20 protein-coding genes and 1 tRNA gene are annotated in these 25,660 nt (G+C 67.3%); 6 read left to right on the top strand and 15 right to left on the bottom strand.

Features of this window, described 5'->3' with window-relative positions; genetic code table 11:
• Positions 1-5 precede the first annotated feature (5 nt).
• From ACFX59_RS13205 to ACFX59_RS13160, 10 genes are all read right to left on the bottom strand, one after another.
• Positions 6-1,022, bottom strand: a complete 1,017-nt coding sequence (locus ACFX59_RS13205) for a chemotaxis response regulator protein-glutamate methylesterase (protein ID WP_307101016.1) — start codon at positions 1,020-1,022, stop codon at positions 6-8.
• A complete protein-coding gene (locus tag ACFX59_RS13200) occupies positions 1,022-1,879 on the bottom strand; it encodes a CheR family methyltransferase (RefSeq protein ID WP_354295369.1) in 858 nt (285 codons plus the stop codon). Before ACFX59_RS13200 ends, ACFX59_RS13205 begins: the two co-directional genes overlap by 1 nt.
• Positions 1,876-4,071 carry a chemotaxis protein CheA gene (locus ACFX59_RS13195; protein WP_387432741.1) on the bottom strand — a complete coding sequence of 732 codons (2,196 nt, stop codon included), beginning with the start codon at positions 4,069-4,071 and terminating at the stop codon, positions 1,876-1,878. Before ACFX59_RS13195 ends, ACFX59_RS13200 begins: the two co-directional genes overlap by 4 nt.
• A gap of 13 nt (positions 4,072-4,084) precedes the next feature.
• On the bottom strand, positions 4,085-4,354 hold the full coding sequence (locus tag ACFX59_RS13190) for a lipid asymmetry maintenance protein MlaB (RefSeq protein ID WP_307101010.1): 270 nt from the start codon (positions 4,352-4,354) through the stop codon (positions 4,085-4,087).
• A gap of 89 nt (positions 4,355-4,443) precedes the next feature.
• Positions 4,444-5,904: a methyl-accepting chemotaxis protein gene (locus tag ACFX59_RS13185; protein ID WP_387432740.1), complete on the bottom strand. Its 1,461-nt coding sequence runs from the start codon at positions 5,902-5,904 to the stop codon at positions 4,444-4,446.
• Between the two features lie 159 nt (positions 5,905-6,063).
• Positions 6,064-6,576: a lactoylglutathione lyase gene (gene gloA, locus ACFX59_RS13180; RefSeq protein WP_387432739.1), complete on the bottom strand. Its 513-nt coding sequence runs from the start codon at positions 6,574-6,576 to the stop codon at positions 6,064-6,066.
• Between the two features lie 100 nt (positions 6,577-6,676).
• Positions 6,677-7,102 carry an organic hydroperoxide resistance protein gene (locus ACFX59_RS13175; protein ID WP_309697684.1) on the bottom strand — a complete coding sequence of 142 codons (426 nt, stop codon included), beginning with the start codon at positions 7,100-7,102 and terminating at the stop codon, positions 6,677-6,679.
• Positions 7,103-7,217: 115 nt separating this feature from the next.
• On the bottom strand, positions 7,218-8,603 hold the full coding sequence (locus tag ACFX59_RS13170; protein WP_387432738.1) for an efflux transporter outer membrane subunit: 1,386 nt from the start codon (positions 8,601-8,603) through the stop codon (positions 7,218-7,220).
• Positions 8,600-9,778, bottom strand: a complete 1,179-nt coding sequence (locus tag ACFX59_RS13165; RefSeq protein WP_387432736.1) for an HlyD family secretion protein — start codon at positions 9,776-9,778, stop codon at positions 8,600-8,602. Before ACFX59_RS13165 ends, ACFX59_RS13170 begins: the two co-directional genes overlap by 4 nt.
• The gene (locus ACFX59_RS13160) at positions 9,775-11,427 is read right to left on the bottom strand and encodes an MFS transporter (protein WP_387432735.1); all 1,653 of its coding nucleotides are present in this window, start codon (positions 11,425-11,427) and stop codon (positions 9,775-9,777) included. Before ACFX59_RS13160 ends, ACFX59_RS13165 begins: the two co-directional genes overlap by 4 nt.
• A gap of 226 nt (positions 11,428-11,653) precedes the next feature.
• On the opposite strand from ACFX59_RS13160, the gene ACFX59_RS13155 reads away from it, so the two are divergent.
• Both ACFX59_RS13155 and ACFX59_RS13150 read left to right on the top strand, forming a co-directional pair.
• On the top strand, positions 11,654-11,956 hold the full coding sequence (locus tag ACFX59_RS13155; RefSeq protein WP_307100995.1) for a helix-turn-helix transcriptional regulator: 303 nt from the start codon (positions 11,654-11,656) through the stop codon (positions 11,954-11,956).
• A 6-nt stretch (positions 11,957-11,962) separates the two neighbouring features.
• The gene (locus tag ACFX59_RS13150) at positions 11,963-12,133 is read left to right on the top strand and encodes a metallothionein (protein WP_307100993.1); all 171 of its coding nucleotides are present in this window, start codon (positions 11,963-11,965) and stop codon (positions 12,131-12,133) included.
• 58 nt (positions 12,134-12,191) lie between these two features.
• Here ACFX59_RS13150 and ACFX59_RS13145 read toward each other — a convergent pair whose 3' ends face one another.
• Positions 12,192-14,720: a PAS domain-containing protein gene (locus ACFX59_RS13145; protein ID WP_387432734.1), complete on the bottom strand. Its 2,529-nt coding sequence runs from the start codon at positions 14,718-14,720 to the stop codon at positions 12,192-12,194.
• Positions 14,721-15,015: 295 nt separating this feature from the next.
• On the opposite strand from ACFX59_RS13145, the gene acs reads away from it, so the two are divergent.
• Complete coding sequence (gene acs, locus ACFX59_RS13140; protein ID WP_387432733.1) at positions 15,016-16,968, top strand: acetate--CoA ligase; 1,953 nt, start codon at positions 15,016-15,018, stop codon at positions 16,966-16,968.
• Positions 16,969-17,137: 169 nt separating this feature from the next.
• Here acs and ACFX59_RS13135 read toward each other — a convergent pair whose 3' ends face one another.
• A complete protein-coding gene (locus tag ACFX59_RS13135) occupies positions 17,138-18,007 on the bottom strand; it encodes a peptidylprolyl isomerase (protein ID WP_387432732.1) in 870 nt (289 codons plus the stop codon).
• A gap of 96 nt (positions 18,008-18,103) precedes the next feature.
• On the opposite strand from ACFX59_RS13135, the gene ACFX59_RS13130 reads away from it, so the two are divergent.
• The 3 genes from ACFX59_RS13130 (at position 18,104) to ACFX59_RS13120 (ending at position 23,789) form a co-directional block, all read left to right on the top strand.
• Positions 18,104-18,194: transfer RNA gene (locus ACFX59_RS13130), tRNA-Ser, on the top strand.
• 707 nt (positions 18,195-18,901) lie between these two features.
• Entirely contained in the window at positions 18,902-21,601 is a 2,700-nt protein-coding gene (locus ACFX59_RS13125) for a TonB-dependent receptor (RefSeq protein WP_387432730.1), read from the top strand.
• 442 nt (positions 21,602-22,043) lie between these two features.
• Complete coding sequence (locus ACFX59_RS13120; RefSeq protein ID WP_387432729.1) at positions 22,044-23,789, top strand: methyl-accepting chemotaxis protein; 1,746 nt, start codon at positions 22,044-22,046, stop codon at positions 23,787-23,789.
• 25 nt (positions 23,790-23,814) lie between these two features.
• On the opposite strand, the gene ACFX59_RS13115 is transcribed toward ACFX59_RS13120, so the two are convergent.
• The 3 genes from ACFX59_RS13115 to ACFX59_RS13105 all read right to left on the bottom strand — a co-directional run bounded on the left by ACFX59_RS13115 (position 23,815) and on the right by ACFX59_RS13105 (position 25,653).
• Complete coding sequence (locus ACFX59_RS13115; protein WP_307100957.1) at positions 23,815-24,015, bottom strand: DUF3606 domain-containing protein; 201 nt, start codon at positions 24,013-24,015, stop codon at positions 23,815-23,817.
• A 56-nt stretch (positions 24,016-24,071) separates the two neighbouring features.
• Positions 24,072-25,262, bottom strand: coding sequence for a Na+/H+ antiporter NhaA (gene nhaA / locus ACFX59_RS13110; RefSeq protein WP_387432728.1), 1,191 nt, complete (start codon positions 25,260-25,262; stop codon positions 24,072-24,074).
• 250 nt (positions 25,263-25,512) lie between these two features.
• Positions 25,513-25,653, bottom strand: a complete 141-nt coding sequence (locus ACFX59_RS13105; RefSeq protein ID WP_387432726.1) for a hypothetical protein — start codon at positions 25,651-25,653, stop codon at positions 25,513-25,515.
• Positions 25,654-25,660: the final 7 nt, after the last annotated feature.

Raw genomic sequence — 25,660 nt, 5'->3', positions numbered from 1 at the left:
GACGATCACGCCCGGCACCGGTCGATCAGCGCGGGCGCGATACGCGTCAGCGTCAATTGCTTGGTCACCGCACCCACCTCCTGCGCGACGCCGGGCATGCCATAGACGACGCAGCTGTCACGGTCCTGGCCGACGGTGAAACAGCCCTTGCCGCGCATCGCGAGCAGGCCGTCGGCACCGTCGCGGCCCATGCCGGTCAGGATCGCGCCGACCGCCTTGGTGCCGACATTCTTGGCGACGCTGTGGAACAGGCGGTCGACCGAGGGGCGGTGGCCGCTGGTCGGATCGTCGGGGATCAGGCGGGCGCGATACTGGCCCTCGGTGCCGCCGACCTCCATGTGATGGGTGCCGCCGGGCGCGAGATAGACATGGCCGGGTAGCAGCGGCTGGCCGTGGCGCGCCTCCGCCACGGTCGGCTTGGACAGCCGGTCGAGCCGGGCGGCGAAGCTGGTCGTGAAGGTCGCGGGCATATGCTGCACGATGACGGTCGGCGGGCAGTTGGCGGGAAAGCCGCTCAGCACCTGGATCAGCGCCTCGACCCCGCCGGTCGACGCGCCGATCGCGATCAGCGAGCCGGGGATCGGCTTGAAATCGGCCATCGGCACCGGCGCGGCAGGCGTCATGTCGCGCACGCGGATGCGGCGGCTGCTCGCGGCGGCCTTGACGCTTTCGGCGATGCGCGGATCGACGCAGTTGGTCGCGGGCTTGGCGCAGCATTCGACCGCGCCCAGCTCCAGCGCGCGGATGGTGGTGTCCGCGCCCGCCTGGGTCAGCGTCGAGAGCATGACCACCGGCATCGGACGCAGCCGCATGACCCGCTCGAGGAAGTCGAGCCCGTTCATGTCGGGCATCTCGACGTCCAGCGTGATGACGTCCGGGTCCAGCGCCTTGATCATCTCGCGCGCCTGGTGCGGTCCGTTGGCCGCGCCGACCACTTCGATATCGGGGTCGCGGCTGAGCATCCCCGCGATCAAGGCGCGCATGGTGGGGGAGTCGTCGACAATCAATGTACGTACGGCCATCAGGATACTTTCTGGAAAGCGGTGCGACCGATGCAGTGAAAGCGCGCCGCTACTTCCGGCGGGATGCGTTCGGCGTGACCAATGTAGAGGATGCCGCCGTCGACCAGCTGGTCGGCAAAGCGGGCAAGCAGTTGGGCCTTGGTCGGTTCGTCGAAATAAATCATGACGTTGCGGCAGAAGATCACATCGAATGGCCGCCGCATCGGCCATTTGCGGAGCAGGTTGAGCTCGCGGAACGCGATCGGTTCGCGCAAGCCGGGCGACAATTCGTCCATCTCGCCGACCCGGCGGCACCAAGCCGATCGCATCGCGGCGGGCATGGCGCGCGTCGTGTCGAGCGGATAGCGGCCCGCGCGCGCGGTCGCGATGACGCTGGGCGACAGGTCGGTCGCCAGCACCCGGAAATCCTGCCGCGCCAGCTTGTCGGCGGCGCGGGTGTCGGTGCCCAGGATCGTCATCATCAGCGAATAGGGTTCCTCGCCGCTGGAACAGGCGGCCGACCAGACGCGCACGCGTCCGCCCGAGGCCAGCCGTTCGGCAAAGCCCGGCCAGAGCGATTCCCGGAAATGCTCGAAATGATGATTTTCGCGAAAGAAGGCGGTGTGGTTGGTGGTCAGCGCATCGACCGCGCGGGCCCGTTCCCCGGCATCGCTGGCGACCAGCGCCAGATAGTCGGGGAAGGTCGACAGCCCACAGGCGCGCAACCGCCGCGCCAGCCGCCCATAGATCAGCTTGGCCTTGGTATCGGGCAGCAGGATGCCCGATTCGGCATAGATCAGATCCGCGATCGCGCGATGGTCGGCCGCCGAGAAGGCGAACTCCATCTCGCGTTCGGGAAGGGCGGCGAAGGCGTTCACGCGGCCAGGTCTTCGATGAAGGCGCCCGAGCTGCGCCCGTCGCGCCGCCAGCGGCCGATCAGCGCATCGACGTCGAGGATCAGCGCGACCCGGCCATCGCCCAGGATGGTGGCGCCCGCCAGGCCATGGATGGCGCGGTAATTGGCCTCCAGGCTCTTCACGACGACCTGGCGCTGGTCCTGGATCGAATCGACCATCAGCACGGCCTGGCCCTGGTCGCTTTCGACCACGATCAGCACCGCATCCTCGGGCTGCCGCGTCGCGCCGCCCACGCCCAGCTGTTCGCCGACGCGGTGGACCGGGACATAGGTGCCGCGCACGTCGAGCAGCGGCGACTGGCCGCCGACGAAATGGACCTCGTCCACACCGGGACGCAGGCTTTCGACGATATGGGTCAGCGGGATGACGAAGGTCTGGTCGCCGACCGTGACGATCATGCCGTCCAGCACCGCCAGCGTCAGCGGCAGGCTGAGCGAGAAGCTCGACCCCTTGCCCAGTTCGGACTGGATGCCGATGCGCCCGCCCAGCGCCTGGATGTTCTTGCGCACCACGTCCATGCCGACGCCGCGCCCGGAGATGTTGGAGACGACGGCAGCGGTCGAGAAGCCGGGGGCGAAGATCAGATTGTCGATCTCTTCCTCGGACAGCTGCGCATCGGGGGCGATGATGCCGCGCTCGATCGCCTTGGCCTTGACCCGCGCGCGGTCGATGCCGCGCCCGTCATCGGCCACCGTGATGACGATCCGGCCCGACTGGTGCGCGGCCGACAGCGTGACCACGCCCTCGCTGTCCTTGCCCAGCGCCTTGCGGTCTGCCGGGGTTTCCAGGCCATGGTCGACGGCGTTGCGGATCAGATGGGTCAGCGGCTCGCCGATACGCTCGACCACGGTCTTGTCGACCTCGGTCATCTCGCCCTCCACCTCCAGGCGGACGCGCTTGCCGGTTTCGACTTCGAGTTCGCGGATGATGCGCGGCACGCGGCTGAACACCGTCTTCATCGGCTGCGCGCGGATCGCCATGGTCGAGTCCTGAAGCTCGCGCGTCAGGTGGTCGAGATCGGAGAGTTCGGAGATCGAACCCATGTCGTTCTCGGACAGGCGCTGCGCCAGCATCGCCTGGGTGATGACCAACTCGCCGACCAGATTGACCAGCCGGTCCAGCTTGTCGAGATCGACGCGGATCGTCTGTGCGGCGGCGGCGGCGACGCGCGGGCTGTTGGCGGCCTCGGTCACCGACACGACGGGGGCGGCCTCGGGCGGCGGCGGGGCGGCGGGGGCGGCGACCACCACCGGCGCGGCGGGCTCGATCACGACCGGCTTTGCGGGGGCGGCCGCCTCGACCGGGGCGATGGGGAGCGGTTCGGGCGCGTCCACGGGTTCGGCGACCGCTTCGGGCTCGGCCGATACGGCGTCGCTGCGGGTGACGGTCAGGCGGCATTGCGGATCGGCAAAGTCGAATACCGCGCGGATGTCGTCCTCGTCGATCGCGCCGGGCAGCGCCATGGTGACGCCGATATAGGCGCGCTCGGCATCCATTCCGTCGAGCAGCGGCAGCTCGGACAGGTCGGCGGACAGGGTGCGGCCGCCCATGCGCGCCAGTTCACGCAGCGCGAGCATCGGCTCGGCCCCGTGGTCGAAGGCGCGCGGGCCGGGATAGACGGTGACGATCCACTCGGGGGCAGCCGCCTCGACCGGGGCGGCGGGCTCCTCCAGCATCGCGAACAGCGCGTCGAAATCGTCCAGTGCGGCGGCGGCGGCGGGCGACTCGGGGGCGGCGGCCGGCTCGATCACCGGCTCGGCCGCGCTGCTGGCGATCTCGCCCTTTGCGGCGGCGTCCAGCCGTTCCAGCATCGCCTCGTCGGCGGGCACGCCGCCCTCGCCGCGCGCGGCGGCGACATGGTCGGCCAGCGTGTCGAACGCGGCGACGATCAGGTCGATCAGCGACTCGCCCAGCGGCAGGGTGCCGTTGCGGATCAGGTCGAGCACCGTCTCGTAATGGTGCGAGAAATGCTGGAGCCGTTCATGCCCGAAGGCGCCCGCGCCGCCCTTGATCGAGTGGACCGCGCGAAAGACGGTGTTGATCGTCTCGTCGTCGTGACGGCCGCGCTTCAGATCGGCAAAGGCGGTTTCCAGCGCGCCGAGGCCTTCTTCGCATTCCTGGAAGAAGATCTGCTGGATCTCATCGAGATTCATCGAGTCGGGCCTTTCAGGCAGCGGCGACGAGGGTGTCGAGCCCCGCCAGTGCGATCATCGAAGCCAGCGCTTCGGAGGGGTTCTGGAGTTCGAAGTCGGTCCGGATCGAGGCCGCCATCGCCTGCGCGCTGGCCAGCACCTGGAGGCAGGCCTGCCCCGCCTGGGTCACCTGTGCGCCGTCGAGCGCGATGGCATCGCCCGATGCGATCAGATCGAGCAGCGCCTGGCGCAACGGGGCGGCGGCGGTGGTGTCGAGCACGGGGGCGAGGGACAGAGCGGTCACGGGAAGACTCCAGACGCGGGGTTCGATGACAGAATGGATCAGAGGTCGTTAAAAAAGCGTGGGTTGCGCCATATTCAGGCGCGCGCCGGTCAGAACTCGGTCCAGTCGTCCTCGTTGACCGCCAGCGCGGCATTGCCGGTGGACGGGGCGGACGTGCGCGCCGTCTGGACGATGCGGCGTCCGGCGGCGGCGGCGCGTTCCTGCATCTGGTGGACCGGCTGGGGTTGCGGCTGCGGCCGGGGCGCGGGTGCCGGGGGCGCAAAGCCTTCGCCCGAATGGGCATTGACCCGGAAGCGCGCGATCTCGCGGGCCAGGCTGTCGGCCTCGACCGCCAGCGAGCGGGCGGCGGCGGTCGCCTGTTCGACCATCGCGGCATTCTGCTGGGTCACGCCGTCCATCGCGGACACGGCGATGTTGACCTCCTGCAGCCCGTTGGCCTGTTTCTCCGCCGATCCGGCGATATTCTCAACCAGCGTGCTGATCTCGGCGATCTGGCCGATGATCCGCTCCAGCGCCTTGCCGGTCTCGCTGACCAGGCTGACGCCCGCCTCGACCTGTTCGGAGCTGGCGAGGATGCGCGACTTCACGTCCTTGGCCGCGTCGGCCGAACGCTGCGCCAGCGCGCGGACTTCCGACGCGACGACCGCGAAGCCCTTGCCCGCGTCGCCCGCGCGCGCCGCCTCGACCCCGGCGTTCAGCGCCAGCAGGTTGGTCTGGAAGGCGATGCCGTCGATGACGCTGATGATCTCGGAGATTTCGGTCGACGCGCGTTCGATCCCGGCCATGGCCTCGACCGCGCGGCGGACGACGGCACCCGATTGTTCGGCCTCGATCCGGGCATCGGCGACGGCGCGGTTGGCACGGGTGGCGCCCTCCGCGGTCTGGCGGACGGTCGAGTTGATCTCGTCCATCGCGGCGGCGGTTTCCTCCAGGCTGGCGGCCTGCTGCTCGGTGCGCTGCGACAGGTCGTCGGAGGCCTGGCGGATGTCGCTGGCGCCCGAATTGATGCCATGGGTGGCCACGGTCACCGCGCTCATCGCGCGCGACAGCGCCTCGACCGCGCGGTTGAAGTCGCTGCGCAGCCGTTCGTAATCGGCGGGGAAGGGCGCCTGGATCGCCACGGTCAGATTGCCCTCGGCCAGCTCGCCCAGCCCCTTGCCCAGCGCGCCGACCACGATCTGCTGCGCCTCGGCGGCCTGCTGGACATTGGCGGCATTGCGCTGAAAGACCTGCATGGCCTTGGCGATCCGCCCGATGCAGTCGCGGTAATCGGTGTACCGGATCTCGCGATGGACATCGCCCGCGGCCAGCGCCTCCATGGCGACGACCGAGCCGACATAGGGATCGCAGATCAGCTTGCGGCTGATCCGCATCACCAGGATCGACGCGGCCAGCGCCAAAGTCGCGGCGATGACGGGCAGCGTGAACGAAAAGCCGCCATTCGCCGCGATGGTCGCGCCCAGCCCGACGGCACCAAGCCCGCCATAGACAATGGTCAGCACGTCGAACTTGAGACGGATCGGCGCCGTCTTTTCAAACCAGGACAACATCGGGGTACACCCTCCAAAAACTCATGCGCAGGGAGCTGCGCCTGGGGTACGGAGGATAGGGGCCCTGTCCCGGCTCCTCCGGCCTATATGGCCATATTGGACAGGACCGGTAAAAATCCCGTTTCGATATGGTCAGTAAAGCCGGAGCAATCCGCTCTATTATTGATTAGGATCAAGAGTTCGCGTCATTCCGGATGCAGAAAGGATTTCGATCCAATAGCCATCGGGATCGGTGATGAAGGCGATATCCTTCATCTTGCCGTCCTGGGGACGCTTCTTGAACGTTACGCCCAGCGACTCGAATCGTGCACAGGCCTGGGCGACATCGGCGACGCTGATCCCGATATGGCCGAAGCCGCGCGGTTCGGCATTGCCGTCATGATAGCCCTGGAACGCCGCGTCCGACTCGGTTCCCCAATTGTGCGTCAGCTCGAGCGTCGTCTCGCGGTTGAAGATGAAGCGCGCGCGCTCGGCGGGGTCCTCGGGCACGGTTTCGCCATCGGCCAGATAGGCCAGGAAATAGAGCGAGAAGCGCATCTCCTCGAAATCGAGCTGCTGCAACAGGGTCATGCCTAGCACGTCCCGGTAGAAGGCGAGCGAGGGCTTTGGATCGCGGATGCGCAGCATCGTCTGGTTGAGCGTGAAGGATTCGGTGCCGGCGGGGCGGGGCATGGTTGGTCCTTGTCGAAAGGGGGCGAGAGGGAAGGGTGAAACGACCAAGGCCCCCCGCCACCGGGGCGAAGGGCCTTGGGATAGAGATGGCGAACGGGGCTCAGGCGAGGGTCAGGCCGACATCCACATTGCCGCGGGTCGCGTTGGAATAGGGGCAGACCTGATGCGCCGCGTGCATCAGCCGCTCGCCATCGGCGGGCTCGACGCCGGGCAGGTTGACGAGCAGGTCGACGGTAATGCCGTAACCGCCTTCCTCGCGCGGGCCGAAGCCGACCTCGGCGGTGACGGTGGCATCCTGCGGCACCTTGACGCCTTCCTTGCCCGAAACCGCCTTCATCGCGCCCAGGAAACAGGCCGAGTATCCGGCGGCGAACAGCTTTTCCGGATTGGCGCCATCGCCGCCCGGACCGCCCATTTCCTTGGGGACCACCAGCTTGACGTCGACCGAGCCGTCCTCCGACCGCGCCGCGCCGTCGCGGCCGCCGGTGGCCGTCGCCCTGGTCTTGTAGATCACATTCACGCCCATATCGGATCTCCCATTGGTCCATCGGTTCGCGGCATTAGCGCGCCACGCCGACCTGCGTTCCATGACCGATCATGACCCGCGAAACCGATGGCGGCAACCGCGTAAGGCCCGGCCCCTATTGCCGGGTCGCGCGGATCGCCGCGTCCGACCAGCCGCCGCCCATCGCCTGATACAGCGTGATATAGGCGGTCAGCTGGCTGGCCTGCGCCTCGGCCAGCGCCAGTTCGGCGTTCAGCAGCCCGCGCTGCGCATCCAGCTGTTCCAGATAGGAGGAATAGCCCGCGCGGTAGCGGTTGGAGGCGATGCGAAGCGCGTCCGCCAGCGCGGCCCGCTGTCCGGCGAGCGCCACCGCCTGCTCGCCCGATCGGCGGACCGAGGCGAGGCTGTCGTCCACCTCGCGAAACGCGGTCAGCGCGGTGCGGCGATAGGCGAAGGCGGCCTGGTCGCGCCGCGCGGCGCTGGCATCCGCCTGGGCGCGCAGCCGTCCTGCGTCGAAGATCGGGGCGAGCACGCTGCCCCCGATCGAGAAGATCGTCACCGGATCGGCCAGCGCGCTGGACAGCACCACCCCCGCCGTGCCCGTCAGCCCCAGGTTGGGCAGCATCGCCGCGCGCGCACTGTCGAGCGAGCGGTCGGCGGCGACCAGCGCCTGCTCGGCCTGGAACAGGTCGGGGCGGCGGCGCAGCAGGTCGGCGGGCAGCCCGTCGGGAATGGCGGGACGGACCAGCCGGTCGATCGCCAGCCCGCGCGGGATCGGCCCCGGCGTACCGCCGACCAGTACGCTCAGCGCATTTTCCTGTCGCGTGACGGCCAGCCGCGCGGCGGCGACCAGCTGCTGGGTCGAGCGAAACTCGCTCTCGGCCTGCCGCAGTTCGAGGTGGGAGGTATAGCCGGTCGTCGCCCGCCGCCGCGCGATGCGCAGCGCCTCGGTCCGCGCGTCCAGCGTCTCCTCGGCGATGTGCAGCCGGTGGTCGAGCGCGCGTAAGGAGACATAGCCGCTGGCCACCCCGGCGGCGAGCGCCAGCCGCACGGTGTCGCGCGCCGCCTCGGTCGCCAGCAGCTGCGCGCGTGCGGCGGCGCGGGCGCTCCGCAACCGGCCGAACAGGTCGAAGTCATAGCTGGCCTGGACCAGCGGCTGCGCGCCGAACTGGTCGAGCCCGGTGCCGAAGGCGGTGACGCTGCGTCCCTCGCTCAGCGGGAGGCCCGCCGTGACGTTGGGCGACAGCTGCGCACGCGCCAGTCGTTCCTGCGCGCGCGCTTCCTCGACCCGCGCGGCGGCGCTGCCCAGATCGGGGCTGTCGGCCAGCGCGCGGGCGACGAGCGCGGTCAGCTGCGGATCGCCGAACGCCTGCCACCAGTCCGCCGCGATCGGGCTGTTGGGGCCGAGCGCGGTGCGCCAGGCGGGGGGCGGGACCACCGCGCTGGTCGCCGGGGCCTGGGGACGCGGGCCGATACAGGCGGTCAGCATCAGCGCGGCGGCGAGGGGCGGCGCGGCCCTCATCGCACCACCGGCCCGCCCGACGTGTCGACCCGCGCCTGTACCGACATGCCGGGGCGGAGTCGCTGGCTGAGGGGCTGGCCCGGATCGACGCGGATGCGCACCGCGATACGCTGCGGCACCTTGGTGAAGTTGCCGGTGGCATTGTCCGACTTCAGCACCGCGAATTCGGAGCCGGCGGCGGGCGAGATGCGCTCGACATGGCCGGTCAGCCGCGCATTGTTCAGCCCGTCCACGGTGAAGCTGGCGGGCTGTCCGACCGCCATCCGCGCGGTCTGGCCTTCCTTGAAGTTGGCGATGACCCAGGTTTCGGGGGGTACCAGGAACATGAGCTGCGACCCCGCCGTCACATATTGGCCCAGCCGGACGCCGACTTCGGACAGGCGGCCATTTTCGGGGGCGCGGATGACGGTGTTGGCGAGGTCGATCTGCGCCAGCCGGAGCGCGGCCTCGGCGCCCGAGACGCCCGCCTGCTGCCCGCCGCGCCCGACGACGACGGCGCGCACATCCTGTTGCGCGATGGCGCGCGCCGCCTGCGCCTGGCGCAACCCGGCCTGGGCCTGGCGCAGCGCGGCCAGCGTCTGGTCGCGTTCGCGCAAGGAGACCGATCCGTCGGTGACGAGGTCGTTGACCCGCGCCATGTCCGCCTGTGCGCGCATCAGCTGCGCCTCGGCATTGGCGACGGCGGCGTCCTGCGCCGATAGGCTGGCGACCCGCGACGCCTGGGCCTGGCGGCTATTGGCCAGCGTCGCCGCCTGCGCCGCGACCTGCGCCCGCGCCTGATCGACCCGCTGGCGATAGATGCGGTCGTCGATCCGCACCAGCGGCTGGCCCGCGCGCACCGTCTCGAAATCCTTGACCAGTACGGCGGTGACATAGCCGCTGACCTGCGGCGCGATCACCGTGGTGCGGCCGCGGACATAGGCATTGTCGGTCGCCTGGGTGTCGCTTGCGAAGGGCGGCAGCCGCCACGCCGCCAGCACCGCCGCGACGCCGCCGATGACCAGCAGCGCGATCAGCGCGCGCGAACGCCATCCGCCCGAAGGCGGTCGCCAGGCGGACGAGGGGGGCGGAGCGGGCGGGGGCACGGGCGCCGGGGCGGGGGGCGGCACCCCGGCCTCGGCGGCGGCCTGCTCGGTCATGGGGGTGGGCGATACGGGCGAGCGGGTGTCGGTCATGGCTGTCCCCTGGCCGCGACGCGGGCGCGGCGGGCGCGCCGCCAGGTCAGCAGCGCGAGGAAGAGGGTGACGGCGGCCGCCAGCGCGGCGACCAGCCGGAAGACGTCATTATAGGCGCGGATATTGGCCTCGCGCGTGGCCGCCTGCGACAGCAGCGCGCTGCCCTCGGCGCGGGCGAGCGTTGGGTCGCCGACCACCCCCGACACGCGCGCGCCGCCCGCCGCGATACGCTGCGTCACCTGCGGGTCGGTGGGGTCGATATTCTGGACGATGGCGGCGCTGTGCGCCTTTTCGCGGATGGTCTGATAGGTGCCGAGCAGCGCGGTGCCACCCAGGCTGCCGACCGAATTGAGCATCCCGAACAGCGCGATGAAGCTGATGACATGGCCCGCCCCCTGTTGCAGCGCGCGGGTCATGCCGAAGAGCAGCGACGGGCCGAGGAAGAAGGTCGTCGAAAAGGCGATCAGCGCCTGCGTCGCGTAGAGCTCGGGCGCGCGGGTCAGGTTGGTCGAGAAGCTGTCGGCAAAGGCGGCGATGGCAACCAGTCCGATGGCGAACATGATCGGATGGGTCAGCCGCGTCACGTCCAGCGTCACCGCGCTCGCCACCACGCCCGCGACCGAAGCGACGAAGACGATGGTGAACAGCGTCCGGAACTGGTCGTTATTCTGGCCCAGCGTGGTCAGCAGCCCGACCGCGCCGTAATTCTGTTCGGACAGGACGATCCGCGCCATCAGCGTGACGATGGCGAAGCGGATGATGTCCATCGATCCCAGCCAGCGCGTGTTGAGCAGCGGATTGGTGCGGTGATGCTCGATCCACAGCGCGGCGGCGAGCAGCGGGATGGCGAAGGCCAGCGCCCAGCCGATCCAGGCCGCCTGCGTCCACCAGGCCAGCCGCCCCTGGCCCAGCACCGCACAGAACAGCCCGATGGCGGGCGCATAGAGGGCGAAGGTCAGGAAATCGAGCGGCTCGAACGCCTTGACCCTTTGGGTGGGTGGCAGGCGCAAGCCGATGATCGCCGCCAGGCTGACCGCCGCCAGCCCGAACTCGAACAAATAGAGCGTCCGCCACTGCGACATGGCGAGCAGCTCGGGCGAGAAGAGCCGCGCCAGCGGCGTCGCGCATTGCGGCACGCCGATGCCCAGCACGATCGCCTTCAACCGCCATTTCGCGGGCAGCGCCTGCATCATGTAATAGAGGCCCAGCGACGACAGCGCCGCCGCCGCCATGCCGCTGGCCGCGCGCACCGCGATCGCGGTCGAGAAGTCGCGCACGAACAGATGCCCGAAGGCCAGGACGGTATAGAGCCCCGCGAACAGCAGCGCGAAGGGACGCAGGCCGAATTGCTGGCGGAACTTGATGAGCAACAGGTTGATCGACGCGTTGGTCATCACATAGACGATGGGCAGCCACGCGATCTCGGTCGGGTCCAGCCCCAATGCGCCCTGCAATTGCAGGGTGTTGACCGACACCAGCGCATTGCCCAGCCCGCCGGTCAGTCCGATCAGCACCGCGATCAGGCCATAGGCGATACGGCGTCGGTTGGGGTGGCTGAAATTGCCGGGTGATCCGGGGATGGTCGGCCGTTCATGGGGCGCGAAGGACCATTCCTCCTCGCTCCAGAATTGCCGAAACCGTGATGCCATCCCCGTCCTTTCGTGCCCCCGATCTTTCGGACCCGGCCACCCAACGCGCAACGTATCGAATCGGGTGCAGAACGAGAACCGCGCCCGGCGAAGCGTCCATGCCGGGGCGGACCCGCACCCGGATTCACCAACAGCCTGTGTTCCATGGGAAATGCTTGCCAAGCCGCCCGCTTGACATCAGTATTGATGTATATATATTAGGATGTGTTCATATGTTGATGTTTGCATGACACCGGATGAAGGCGTTTTGCTCGCCGACGTGTTCCGCCTGCTGGGCGAACCCAACCGGCTTCGGCTGGTGGTGGGATGCCTGGACGGTCCGCGCACGGTCGGCGATCTGACCGAGGAAGTGGGGATCAGCCAGAGCCTGGTCTCGCAGCATCTGCGGCTGCTGCGGGCCGGACGGTTGCTCAAGCAGAGCCGTCAGGGCCGGAACGTGTTCTACGAGCTGCCCGACTGCCATATCCGCACCATGCTGACCAACATGATGGACCATGTGCTCGAACCCGATCACGCCCTTGAGGAGTAAGTCGAAATGACCGTTACCGTCGAACAAGTGAAGTGCGCCTGCACCGACTGCGTCTGCATCGTCAGCGTCGGCAAGGCCGTCGAGGCCGAAGGCCGCACCTTCTGCAGCGATGCCTGCGCGCAGCATCATTCGGGCGGTACCGGCTGCGACCATGCCGGTTGCGCCTGCCACGGCTGACCGGATCGGAGCCGGGTGATCGTGCATCCGGCTCCATCTCCCCCCTCGCGGCCTTCGCCTATCCGTCCAGCATTGCCCGGATGCGCGCCGCCAGATCGGCAAAGTCGAACGGCTTGGTGATCAGCGCGACGCCTGCGTCCAGCCGCCCGCCATGGACGATCACGTCGCGGGCATAGCCGGTGGTGAACAGCACCTTCAGATCGGGGTGGAGCGAGCGCGCCGCCGACGCCAGGTCGGCGCCCGTCATCCCGCCGGGCAGCACCACATCGGAAAACAGCAGCGCGATCCGCGACGCCTCCGGCGCGTCGAGCAGCGCCAGCGCGGAGCCGCCATCCTCCGCCTCCAGCACGTCATAGCCCAGTTCGCGCAATGCCTCGGTCGAATAGGCGCGGACATCGGGATCGTCCTCGACCACCAGGATCGTCTCGGACCCGCGGTCGGGGCGGATGGCGGGGGCGGGCGGCGCATCGACCGACGCGACATCGCCACAGAATCGCGGCAGGAACAGCGAGACGCAGGTGCCCTGGCCGGGGCGCGATTCGATTTGCACCTGACCGCCCGACTGTTTGGCGAAGCCATAGACCATCGACAGGCCCAGCCCGGTGCCCTTGCCCACCTCCTTGGTCGTGAAGAACGGCTCGAACACGCGACCCAGCGTCGCGCGGTCCATGCCGATGCCGGTGTCGCTGACGTCGATCGCGACATAATCGCCCGGATCGGTGGGATAGGGGACCGGCCCCGCGACCATCGACGTCATCCCGTCCAGCGTGGCGTTGCGCAGCGTGATCGACAGGGTGCCGCCATGCGGCATCGCGTCGCGCGCATTGACCGCCAGGTTCAGGATCGCGCTTTCCAACTGGTTGGTGTCCGCCTCGGCGGGCCAGAGGTCGGGCGCGGCCTCGATCACCAGCGACACCTGTTCGCCCAGCGTCCGGGTCAGCAGGTCGGACAGCCCGTCGACCAGCCGGACGGCGTCCACCGATTGCGGCGCCAGCGGTTGCCGCCGCGAAAAGGCGAGCAGCCGCTGGGTCAGCGTCGCGGCCCGCTTCGCGCCGGTCATCGCGTTGGTCGCCGCCCGCCTGGCGCGGGGATGCTCGTCGATCGGCAGGAAGCGGTCGAGCATCTCCAGATTGCCGACCACCACCTGGAGCAGATTGTTGAAGTCGTGCGCGATGCCGCCGGTCAGCTGGCCGACCGCCTCCATCTTCTGGCTCTGGCGCAGCTGCGCCTCCATATCGGCCAGCCTTTCCTGCGCGGCCAGCCGCTCGGACACGTCGGTGGCGAACTGATAGGCGCCGATCGGCGTGCCGTCGGCCGCGATCAGCGGGCTGAAGCGCAGCTCGTAATGCCGCCGCTCGCCGGCCATGTCCTCCAGCGCCTGGATGACGGAGAAATCCTCGCCCGCCAGCGCGCGGGTCCAATAGTCGCGCATGATCGACAGGATTTCGGGACGCGCGGCCATCGCATCGCTCTTGTTCTGGCCGATCTGCGGGCGGGTGCCGAAGATGCGCTCCAGATCCTCGGCGGCGGCGCGGTTGATCGCCAGATAGCGGTGGTCGAACCCCAGCACCTGGACCATCGTGCCGGTCGAATCGATGATGTCGGCGAACAGCTTGCGCTCGGCCAGCGCCTCGACCACGCGGCGTTCCAGCACGGCGTTGACATCGCGCAGCGTCGCCTCTGCGCGGCGGCGTTCGTCGGTGTCGAACACCGATCCGACCATGCCCATATAGGTGCCGTCGTCGTCGATCCGGGGAATGGCGGTGACCATCGCCCAGCGATGTTCGCCATCGGCGCGGAGCAGTCGGAACTCCAGGCTGAACGCCGTCCGATCCTGCGTCGCGCTGCGGAACGCCCCCTCCACCGCCGCGCGGTCGTCGGGATGCAGCGCCTTCAGCCACTGAAAGTCCAGGCCCTGCTCGACCGTCAGCCCCGTCTGGGCGGTCCAGGCGCGGTTGAGATAGGTGCAGTGACCCTCGGCATCGGTCAGCCACATGATGATCGGGGCGTGATCCGCCACGTTGCGGAACCGCCCCTCGCTCTCGCGCGCGGCGGCGCTGGCGGCCTCGCGCTCCTGGCGGTCGCGCATCCGCGTGCTGCTGTCGATCAGGGTCGCCATGATGCCCGCAGGGGCCCCGTCCTCGTCGGGGATCGGGATATAGTCGAGGTCCAGCCAATGCTGGGCGGGGGCGTCCCGGTGGCCCAGCAGCATCGCCTGGTCGCGAAAGGCCAGCGCCCGGCCGCTCAGGCCCGCCGCGACGACCTCCGCATGGAAGGCCGACGACTCGGGCCAGGCCTGGATCAACGGGCTGCCCAGGATCGCCGGATGCCGGTCGCCCGCCATTTCGGCATAGCCGGCATTGTAGATCAGGATCGCCTCCGGGCCCCAGATCGTCGCCATCGGGATGGTGGAGGCCAGCATGATGCCGATCGCGGTCCGGCGGCTTTGCGGCCATGCGGCGATCGGCCCCAACGGGGTGGCGGCCCAGTCGAATGTCGCGATCAGCCGCCCCATCTCGCCGTTCCGCGCCAGAACAGCGGCGAATCCAGCGGGAATGTCGATGGGGTGATAGGCAGTCGCGGCCATGCTCTGTCCACCTCCCTCCATAGACAATGCAATAGCTGCTGTAGCGTTGCTTTTTCACGAGGAACAGAGGGATTGCCGATATCTTGCCCTGTGTGGATGTAATTTATTCGGGGACTTCGCAAAGCATTTGCCGATCCCCTTGTTTTTCGGTCGCGGCGCCGATTACGCTTGGCCACGAAAGCCGGGGGCGATCCGGTATCGGGCCGCGTCGCCGCCGTGCCATACTTTGTCATGGACCCGATAGGCATCTGCCATGTTCGACTGCTAAAGATCGGTCAAAATAGGAGAGACAGGCATGACCGCACATCTTCATCCGGTGCCGGAATGGGCCGACAGCGCGTCGATGGATGCCGACGCCTATCGCGCCGCCTATGACGCGGCGCGGCGCGATCCCGACGGCTATTGGGGCGAACAGGCCAGGCGGCTCGACTGGATCGTGCCGTTCGCGACGGTGAAGGACACCAGTTTCGACGAGGCCGATTTCCGCATCAACTGGTTCGCCGACGGCCAGCTGAACGTCGCGGCCAATTGCATCGACCGCCACCTCGCCACCCGCGCCGATCAGGTCGCGATCCTGTGGGAAGGCGACACGCCCGGCACCGATCGCCGCATCACCTATCGCGATCTCCATGAACAGGTCTGCCGCCTCGCCAATGCGCTGAAGGATCTGGGTGTGGCCAGGGGCGACCGGGTCACCATCTATCTGCCGATGATTCCCGAGGCGGCGTTCGCCATGCTCGCCTGTGCGCGGATCGGGGCGATCCACTCGATCGTGTTCGGCGGCTTCTCGCCCGAAAGCCTCGCCAACCGGATCGTCGATTGCGACTCGCGCATCGTCATCACTGCGGACGGCGGCTGTCGCGGGGGCAAGTCGGTGCCGCTAAAGGCCAATGTCGACGCCGCGCTCGATCATGACGGCGTCGCGGTCGACCATGTCGTCGTCGTCCGCCACAGCGGGGCCGATGTGACGATGAAGGACGGTCGCGACCTCTGGTATGGCGATCTGGTCGAGGCCGCCGCGACCGACTGCCCGCCCGAGGCGATGGGGGCCGAGGACCCGCTGTTCATCCTCTACACCAGCGGTTCGACCGGCAAGCCCAAGGGCGTGCTGCACAGCAGCGGCGGCTATCTGCTCTGGGCGTCCTATACCCATCAGCATGTGTTCGATTATCGCGAGGGCGAGGTCTTCTGGTGCGCGGCCGATGTCGGCTGGGTCACCGGGCACAGCTATGTCGTCTATGGCGCGCTCGCCAACGGTGCGACGACCCTGATGTATGAGGGCGTGCCCAATTATCCCGATTTCAGCCGCTTCTGGCAGATCGTCGACAAATATCAGGTCGCGACCTTCTATGCCGCGCCGACCGCGCTGCGCGCGCTGATGCGCGAGGGCGATGGCTGGGTGAAGAAGACCGACCGCTCGTCCTTGCGCGTGCTGGGCTCGGTCGGCGAGCCGATCAACCCGGAAGCCTGGGAATGGTATTATCATGTCGTGGGCGAGGGGCGCTGCCCGATCGTCGACACCTGGTGGCAGACCGAGACCGGCGGCCACATGATCGCGCCGATTCCCGGCGCCGTGGCGCTCAAGCCCGGCTCGGCCACCCTGCCGCTGCCCGGTATCCTGCCGCAGATCGTCGATGCCGAGGGCAAGGTGCTGGACGGCGCGGTCGAGGGCAATCTGGTCATCGCCGACAGCTGGCCCGGCCAGATGCGCACCGTCTGGGGCGATCACGACCGCTTCTTCCAGACCTATTTCACCACCTATCCCGGCAAATATTTCACCGGCGACGGATGCCGCCGCGACGAGGACGGCTATTACTGGATCACCGGCCGGGTCGATGACGTCATCAACGTCTCGGGCCACCGCATGGGCACCGCCGAGGTCGAGTCCGCGCTGGTCGCGCACGCCAAGGTCGCCGAGGCGGCGGTGGTCGGCATGCCGCACGACGTGAAGGGGCAGGGCATCTACGCCTTCGTCACGCTGAACGCGGGCGTCGAGGAGGACGAGGCGCTGCGAGCCGAGCTGGTCCAGTGGGTCCGCCGCGAGATCGGCCCGATCGCCACCCCCGACGCACTGCAATTCGCGCCCGCTCTGCCCAAGACCCGTTCGGGCAAGATCATGCGCCGCATCCTGCGCAAGATCGCCGAGAATCAGGTCGATGCGCTGGGCGACACCTCGACGCTGGCCGATCCGGCGGTGGTGGATCATCTGGTCGCCCACCGGATCGAGCCGGGGAAGAAGGCGGCGTGATGCCGGATGGGGCCGCTTCTCGGTAAGCGGCCCCGTTTTGCCCGTGGCGCTTTGCAGCCTGGCCTTCGACTTCGCTCAGGCTGAACGGAGGTTGTGGAAGTCCTTGTCCCCCGCTCCGTTCAGCCTGAGCGAAGTCGAAGGCCACGCCCACCCCCTCAACCCAAACCGATCAAGGCGCCTTCCGAACCGGCGGCAAGGCCGCGCAGATATCCACGCCCCCCGCGGGCACGGTGAAGAAGTCGTTCTTCCGATTCTCCCGCCCCTTGATCCAGGCGGCAAAGCGAGGCGAAGCCGTCTCGCGATACTGGTAATGCGGCCGCTGGGCGGCGGGCAGTTCGCTCGCCAGCCGGGCCGACACGATCGGCAGGCGCTGGGCCTCGTCCTTGTAGAAGCCCAGATCGCCCGTCCCGCGCGGCAGGGTGGACAGCGCCTCCATCCCGTCGATCACCCGCCCCGCCACCGCGATATTGCGGTCCAGCCCGCGCGGCGAGTGGCCGATGATCGTGTAGAGCTCGGCCCCGGTCCCGGTGCTGGGCGCCAGATCGCGCGCCACGCCGACCATGCCATAGCAATGCGGAATCCACTCCGACGCCGCATCCCCCGCCAGCGGCCAGCCATCGCGGCTATAGCCCGCCCAGGCGGCATAGGGATCGGGCCGGCTCAGCCGCGCGACCGCGCTGTTGCCCGCGCGGACATATTCGGCCGGGGGATTGGCGACGATGCCGGAGGGCAGCGGTTTCTTCTCGGTCGCATCGCCCCATTGGGCGACATAATTTTCCTGCACGCGATAGACGCTGGTCCCCGCATCCCACCAATGCGCCCGCGCCAGTGCGCGGATATTGGCGACATGGACCGGCGCCTGCCCGGCGGCCAGCCGCACCGTCACCGTCCGCCCGTTCGACAGGGTGAAGATCAGCACTTCGTCATCGGGCACGGCGATCCAGTCACCGGGCAGCGGATCGCTGGCCTGCGTCGCGGGGGGAGCGGGAGAGGGCGAAGCCTGCGCCAGCAGCGCGGCCAGAAAGAGCGCGATCGTCATCGCCGCAAAGACTGCACGAGCCCGCCGCCCCACGCAATCGCTTGCGCGCCGCCGCGAAGCGCATTAGGGGCGCGTGTTCCAGGCATGAACTCATGCGGAGCGGTGGCCGAGTGGTCGAAGGCGCTCGCCTGGAAAGTGAGTATACGGCAAAACCGTATCGAGGGTTCGAATCCCTCCCGCTCCGCCATTACCTTCCAGCAAAGCTCTGAGAATCCGAGACAGTTTGTGTCGCCGGGTCATGCGGGTGATGGCCGTGCCTCGCGGCAGGGGGGCGCAGTCAGGTGATCATGCCGCCTCTTGTGCGAGCCGTTCGATCCTCCCCCGCCAGTAGCCTCGCTGGTTTCCGCACGGGACGACCGATCATGTCGGACCCATCGAGTGATCCTGTTCATGACCCGGCAGCACAGTGGACTTTGTTTTGAAAGTCGTTCGCAAATATCGGCCAGGTGTGTTGCAAGGACGCCGCAGGGCGGACCAAGTTATTGACGCTGTGAGATAATGTTCGACCTTTCGGGCGAAGGAATACTCCGGCTCGCAGCCCATATTTTACGTTGACAGACATTACCAATATGGGTCAGCATTGGAACTATAAGATAACAATATCCCTCCGCAGGAAGACATATTCGATCGATCGTGCATGCCGAACAGACCGGACAGATCCGGCTGGGGCCGTGTCGATGGTCGATACAGGGGCTTCGCAGTTTAGCGCAGCATAGGATCGGGTGAAGATGCTCGTGCGCGGCATGGCCGTCACGGCCGATGCTGTTCCTTGCCTGCGGACGACGAAGACCCTGCCGTTTTTGGGCAAAGCCGGCTGCATCCTGTCGCAGCCGGGCGGCGAGGGGGAAGATCATGACTCGGTTTCGGCGTATCGACGAACGACGTTTGCGACGGGTGGCATTGTTTCATACGGCAACCTGGCTGGTAATGGCGGCCGGGGCCATGCCCGCCATGGCGCAGACCATGGCGTCTGCCGGTCCGGCCCAGGTGGGGTCGGAAGATGCGGCCGATGCGGGGCAAGGCGATGTCGTCGTCACGGGCTATCGCCAGAGCATCGCATCCGCCCTTGCCACCAAGCGCAAGGATATCCGGGTCAGCGACGGCATCTCCGCGGAGGATATCGGCAAATTCCCCGCGCAGAACATCACCGAGTCGATCCAGCGCATCTCGGGCGTGCAGATGCAGAATATCAACGGGCGAGGCGCCACGATCAGCATCCGGGGGCTGGGTCCGCAATATGCGCTGACGACGATCAACGGCCAGACCTTCAAAAGCGCCGATTTCACCGATGGCTTTCGTTACGACATCATCCAGACCGAACTCGCCAATGCGGTGCAGGTCATCAAGTCGCCGACCGCCGACATGGATAGCGGAGGACTGTCGGGTACGGTCAACATCAATACGGTCAGGCCGCTCGACTATGCGACCCGCAAGATCGTGGTGTCGGCCAAGGCGCAGAATTCGGGCTATGCGGGCCGTGCCGTCACCCCGAAATTCGGGGTCAGCTATGTCGACCAGTTTCTCGGCGGGACGCTGGGTGTCTATCTGAACCTCGGCTATCAGAAGCTGAAGGACCGCGCCGACTATCTCTTTCAGGACCGCTGGGCGACGCAGAACGTGGGCGGCGCGACGATCGCCGTGCCGCGTCGTCCGCGCTATCGCCGGATCGACCGTTCGATCGACCAGGTCATGGGCAGCGGCGGTGTGCAATGGCGGCCGAACGACCAGTGGGAGGTCGACGCCACCGCCATCTATGCGCGCGACGACACGCGTTACGACGTCAACCAGCAGGTGTTCCTGTTCAACACCGCGCGGCTGACCCCGGTCAGTGTCGCCAACACCGCGTCCATGGTGACCACCGCGACCAATTTCACCATGGAGAACAACCGGCAGGAGGAGACGCGCAAACTGTCGAGCCAGGGCTATACGCTCAATGCCCGGTGGAAGGGCGAGGATGGCTGGACCGCGCGTGCCGTCGGCAATTATACGCGGGGGCATGCCTATTCGCGCGAAGATGCCGCGATCCTGGGCATCACCATCCCGTCGGCGACGCTCGACATCAGCGACCCGTACAACGTCAAGTTCAACGTCGCGGCCAATCTGGACAATCCGTCGCTCTACACCCGGTCGAGCCTGGTCCGGAACGAGTTTCCGGTCGGGGCGACGCGCAATACCACGGGCAAGGAAATATCGGGTCAGGGCGACATCACCAGGGATGTTTCGCTGGGGCCGATTTCGCAATTCGCGGTCGGTGCGAAATATCGGCATGAGAGCTTCGTGCGCGATGTCGGTCGCCACGATCTGGCTTCGCTCGCCAACCGTCCCTCGGCGACCGCGGCCGTCTTTCCCGCCCTGTCGACGAGCAGCTATGCGGTGGGTGGCTTCCTGAACGGCGTAAGCGGTATCCCGACCGCCTGGATCGCGCCCGACATCGGCGCCTATCGACAGGCCTTGGCCGGTGCCGGGATCAGCGTCCCCGACCTGCCCGCACCGGAATCCAGCTATACCGTCGACCGCTATATCCCGGCGGTCTATGCGATGGCGAATATCGACACCATGGTCTTCGCCATGCCGCTGCGCGGCAATCTGGGGGTGCGATACGAGCATACGTTGCAGGTGGTGAAGGGCAATGTCACCGCACCGCGCACCGGCTCCTACACCAATGTCACCACCAAGATCGGCGACTATGCGGCGCGCCAGGACTATCAGAATGTCCTGCCCAGCCTGAACCTCGTGCTGGAGCCGACCGCCAAGCTGCAACTCCGCTTCGCCGCCGCCAAGGTCCTGGTCCGTCCGATCCTCGACGCCAACACCTCGATGGCGCAGACGACGTCATCGGTGGCCAACACCTTCCCGGCGGGCACCAATACCGTCACCGTCGATCTGGGCCAGGCGGGGCTGAAGCCGCTGACCGCCGATCAGATCGATCTGGGCGCCGAATGGTATTATGGCGCGGCCAGTGCGCTGTCGGTCAACGGCTTCTACAAATGGGTGAAGAACGGCACCTTCTCGTCGCTGGTCTGCCCCGCGTCGTTCCGCGGCACGGCGCTCAACCGGGCGAGCAGCGGCGATTGCGTCGACGGCTCGGGCAATATCTACAACGTCACCCAGACGTCGAACGACCCGCGCGTCATCCGCATTCGCGGTGTGGAAGTCAGCTGGAATCAGTCGCTCGATCCCATCCTGCCGGTCGACGGGTTCGGCTTCATGGCCAATTACACCCGCGTCATCCCCACCCGTGTCGCGATCGGGACGGGCTTTACCGTGCGGAACCTGTCCAAGGATACGGTCAACGTCACGCCCTATTGGGAAAACCGGCATTTCAGCCTGCGCCTGTCGGCCAATTATCGCAGTTCCTATGTCCAGAACGGCGCCGACAGCTTCTTCGCGACCGAGGGGCATACGGTGCGCGGGCGAACCCAGTTCGACTTGAGCGCAGGCTATACGCCGAATGAGACGCTCAGCTTCGCGGCGGGCATCATCAACCTGAACAACAGCCGCGAACAGGCCTATTACAACAACAATCCGGCGATCTGGCAGGAAACGAGCTTCTACGGTCGTTCCTTCTACTTGTCGGTTTCGTCGAGGTTCTGAGCGTATCCAGGGAAGGCGAGTCGCCTACGGGGCGGCTCGCCTTAATATCAGTCGCGACGTCTTCGCATCATGGAAAGCATAGAGTCCGCGCTATTTGTCTAAAACAGCGCGAATGTTGACTGGAGATCGCGAGTAATGCTTGAAGTTGAAATTGGTTCCCTGAAAATCGGGAATCAATTCAAAAAATATGGGCGGCATTTTCTCTCCGCATCTGCGGGAGGGGTTATGATTTGTTAAGGGGCCGGATTTATTGGCGCTCGAGTGTGAGGGCTGGATGGCTGTAGGCGCGGATATCGGGCGATATTCGCAATGCCTGTGGCCGGAATAGGCCAAGTCCCAGTGAGCTTATCGCCGATTGCCAGGCTTGCGCATGAGGCGACCCATTACCGGAACTGAGTATATGCGCTTTTTTGATAACCTTTCGATGGTAAGAAAACTTACCTTGTGTCTGGGCATTATTCTGGCGCTGACGGTAACGACGAACCTCGTCATCTACGCCAAGAAAAACCAGGTGCGCGAGACGACGAACATCAATGAGCATACGTATAAGGTCATCATCGCCTCGAACAAACTCGTCGAGGCGATGGTCAATCAGGAGACGGGGCTTCGCGGCTATCTGCTGACGGCCGACCGACATTTCCTGCCCCCCTATGTCCATGGCGCGGCCGACTTCGCCCGGGCGATGGCCGAGGCGAGACGACTGACCGCCGACAATCCCGAACAGCAGGGCCGCCTGACCAAGATCGGCGCGCTGGCGCAGCGTTGGCGCGGTTCGGTGGCCGAACCCAATATCGCGCTGATGAACGCCGCCGCAACGCAGGCCGCGGCCCGCGCGAGCGCGGCGGGGGGCAAGGGCAAGGCGTTGATGGATCAGCTGCGGGCCCAGGCCGGCGCGGTGATAGGCGCGGAAAACCTGCTGCTGGCCCAGCGACAGGCGTCGCAGGAGGCGGCGTTCGGTACGATCTCCAAGGCCATCTTCGGCGGGATGCTGCTCAGCCTCATGCTGGCGATCGCCATCCTGGTCCTGCTGGTCCGGCAGATCGCCCGTCCGGTGAACGCGGTCACCACCGGCCTGACCGCGCTGGCGAGCGGGGATATGGCGGTCACGACGATCGCCGAGGATCGCCGCGACGAAGTCGGGCGGCTGGCGGAGGCGCTCAACAATCTGCGCGGGCAGCTGCTGGCCGCCGACGAGGCCAAGACGGCGCAGACCATCCTGATCGTCGACAGCGTGGGCGCCGCTTTGTCCCGACTGGCGGAAGGCGATCTGCTGTCCCGCCTGGACAGCGATCTCCAGGGGCCGTTCGCCACGATCAAGCGCGACTTCAATCGCGCCGCGGATGCGCTTCAAAGTGCGATGGCGCAGGTTTCGGTCTCGACCGGCGGCATCATCAACGGCGCATCGGACATTCGACAGGCTTCGGACGATCTGTCGCAGCGCACCGAACAACAGGCCGCCAGCCTGGAGGAAACCGCCGCCGCGATGGACGAGATCACCGTGACCGTCCGCAAGACCGCCGAACAGGCGGGGCTGGCCCGGCAGATGGTGGGCCAGGCCAAGGACGAGGTGCAGCATTCGGGCCGGATCATGGAGGATGCGGTGACCGCCATGAACGGGATCGAGCGGGCCTCGACCGAAATCTCCGACATCATCTCGGTGATCGACGGCATCGCCTTCCAGACCAATTTGCTGGCGCTGAACGCCGGGGTGGAGGCCGCGCGCGCCGGGGATGCGGGCAAGGGCTTTGCCGTCGTCGCGTCCGAGGTGCGCGCACTGGCCCAGCGGTCCGCCGATGCTGCCAAGGACGTGAAGGCGCGCATCTCGGTCTCGGCCGAGCAGGTGGAGGCGGGCGTGGCGCTGGTCAACGAGACCGGCAAGGCGCTCGGCCGGATCGTGACGCGCATCGCGGAGATCAATCAGCTGATCAACGATATCGCCGTCTCGGCGGAAAATCAGAGCACCGGGCTGCAGCAGGTCAATCTGGCGGTCGGCCAGATGGACATGGTCACGCAGCAGAACGCCGCCATGGTCGAAGAGGCGACGGCGGCGGCGCGGAGTCTGGCGGGCGAGGCCGACGAGCTGTCCCGCCAGATGGCGCGCTTTTCGATCGCGCGGACGATGGGGCGCAGCCCCAACCCGGTCGCCAGCCTCGACGATCATCGCTATCGGCGCGCGGCTGTCGGATAGGAGCGGATCGCCTGGGGGCGGTCCTCTACCGGGCGTCCTTCCGGCCCTTCATCGCCTCGGCGGCGGCATCCAGCTTGGCGCGGTCATTGCCGATGCGGGCGATCAGGTCGCGGGCCTGTTCCTGCGTCAGACCATGCTTAGAGGCGAAATAGGCGACCTCATAGGTCTCGCCACCGGCAACGCGGCTTCGATCCTGTTGACCTTGCTTGGTTTTATCGTCGGGCATGATGCTCTCCTATGGTCAGGAGCGCAACGTATCGGCGCCGCGATCGCTCCCGGGGATTAGCCGATGGCGGGGCCGCGGCCGGCCCGGCGCAGGATCGCATAGCCCAGCATCCCGGCCGCCAGCGATCCCGCCAGCACGCCGATCTTCGCCTCCGCCTGGAGCAACGGGCTGTCCGGGAAGGCGAGCAGCGTGATGAAGATGCTCATCGTGAACCCGATCCCGCACAGACAGGCCATGCCCAGCATCTGGAGCCTGCCCGCCCCTGCGGGCATGGCCGCCAGCCCGAGGCGGACCGCGATGGTCGCAAAGCCGAAGACGCCCATGATCTTGCCGATCAACAGCCCGGCCGCGACGCCTAGCGTGACCGGCGCGGCCAGAGCACCGGGCGGCAACCCCAGGACCGGGACCGCCGCATTCGCCAGCGCGAAGATCGGCACGACGAGAAAGGCGACCGGCCGATCCAGCCGGTGTTCGAGCGTGCGGAGCGGACTGGTGCCGTCCCCGTTCCCGTTCCCGTCGGATCGGCCGGGCGTGCGGTCCAGCGGAATGGTGAAGGCCAGTATCACCCCGGCCAGCGTCGCATGGATGCCCGAACGCAGCATCAGCCCCCAAAGGACCAGCCCGACCAGCATATAGGGCGAAAGGCGCCCGACGCCGAGCCGGTTGAGGCCGATCAACGCGGCCAGCGCGACGCCCGCGCCGGCGAGGTCGGGCAGGGACAGGTGGGTGGTATAGAACAGGGCGATGATCAGCACCGCGCCCAGATCGTCGATAATCGCCAGCGCCGCCAGGAAGATGCGTAGCGAGGCGGGCACCCGCCGACCCAGCAAAGCGGTGACGCCGAGTGCAAAGGCGATGTCGGTCGCCATGGGTATCGCCCATCCGGCGGCGGTCGGGCCGCGATTGAGCGCAAGATAGATCAGCGCGGGAACGATCATCCCGCCCGCCGCGGCGATTCCGGGCAGGATGCGCCGAGGCCATGTCGAAAGCTCGCCCTCCAGCATCTCGCCCTTGATCTCCAGCCCGACGAGCAGGAAGAACAAGGTCATCAGGCCATCGTTGATCCATTGCTCCAGCGAGAGCGGACCGAACCGGGTATGCAGCATCGTCGCATAGCCCGGTCCGATCGGCGAATTGGCGAGGGCGAGCGCCCCGATGGCCGCCGCGATCAGGACGAGGCCGGCGGAGGATGGGGAGCCCAGGAAGCGCCGGATGATGTTGGGGCAGGGGCGGTCGGGGTTCGTCATGTCGTGTTCCTGACGCGGGTCGGCCGCGCTGGCGGCCCGACCAACGCGACACCCTGTCCGGGACGGCGCATCGACCGCAGACACCCACGGCCCCTATCGCATTGGCGGACGGGCGGGGCAACGCATGTGTGTATGGGCTTGTCGCCGGGAGGCTTCGGGCCGGTTGACACGGCATGCGACTGTCCGGTTCCGGTCATAATGTTCAAGGCCGGTTCGCCACGGTGTGGCCGCCGCCCCGAAAAACGCCCCATCACAGGGCATTGGCCTTTTCCGCCTTGGACGGCGACGCTCGGTCCATGACGATGAACCGACCATCCGCGCGAAGCTCCGCACCGCACACCGCCAGCGCGCGCATCGTCACCAGCCCGCCGTCACTTGCGAAGGGCGACATCCTCAAC

The organism is Sphingomonas sp. NCPPB 2930 (assembly GCF_042867205.1).
GTDB lineage: Bacteria > Pseudomonadota > Alphaproteobacteria > Sphingomonadales > Sphingomonadaceae > Sphingomonas.
Note: the sequence above shows the minus strand (reverse complement) of the source record. Positions and strands in the feature narration are given on the sequence as shown.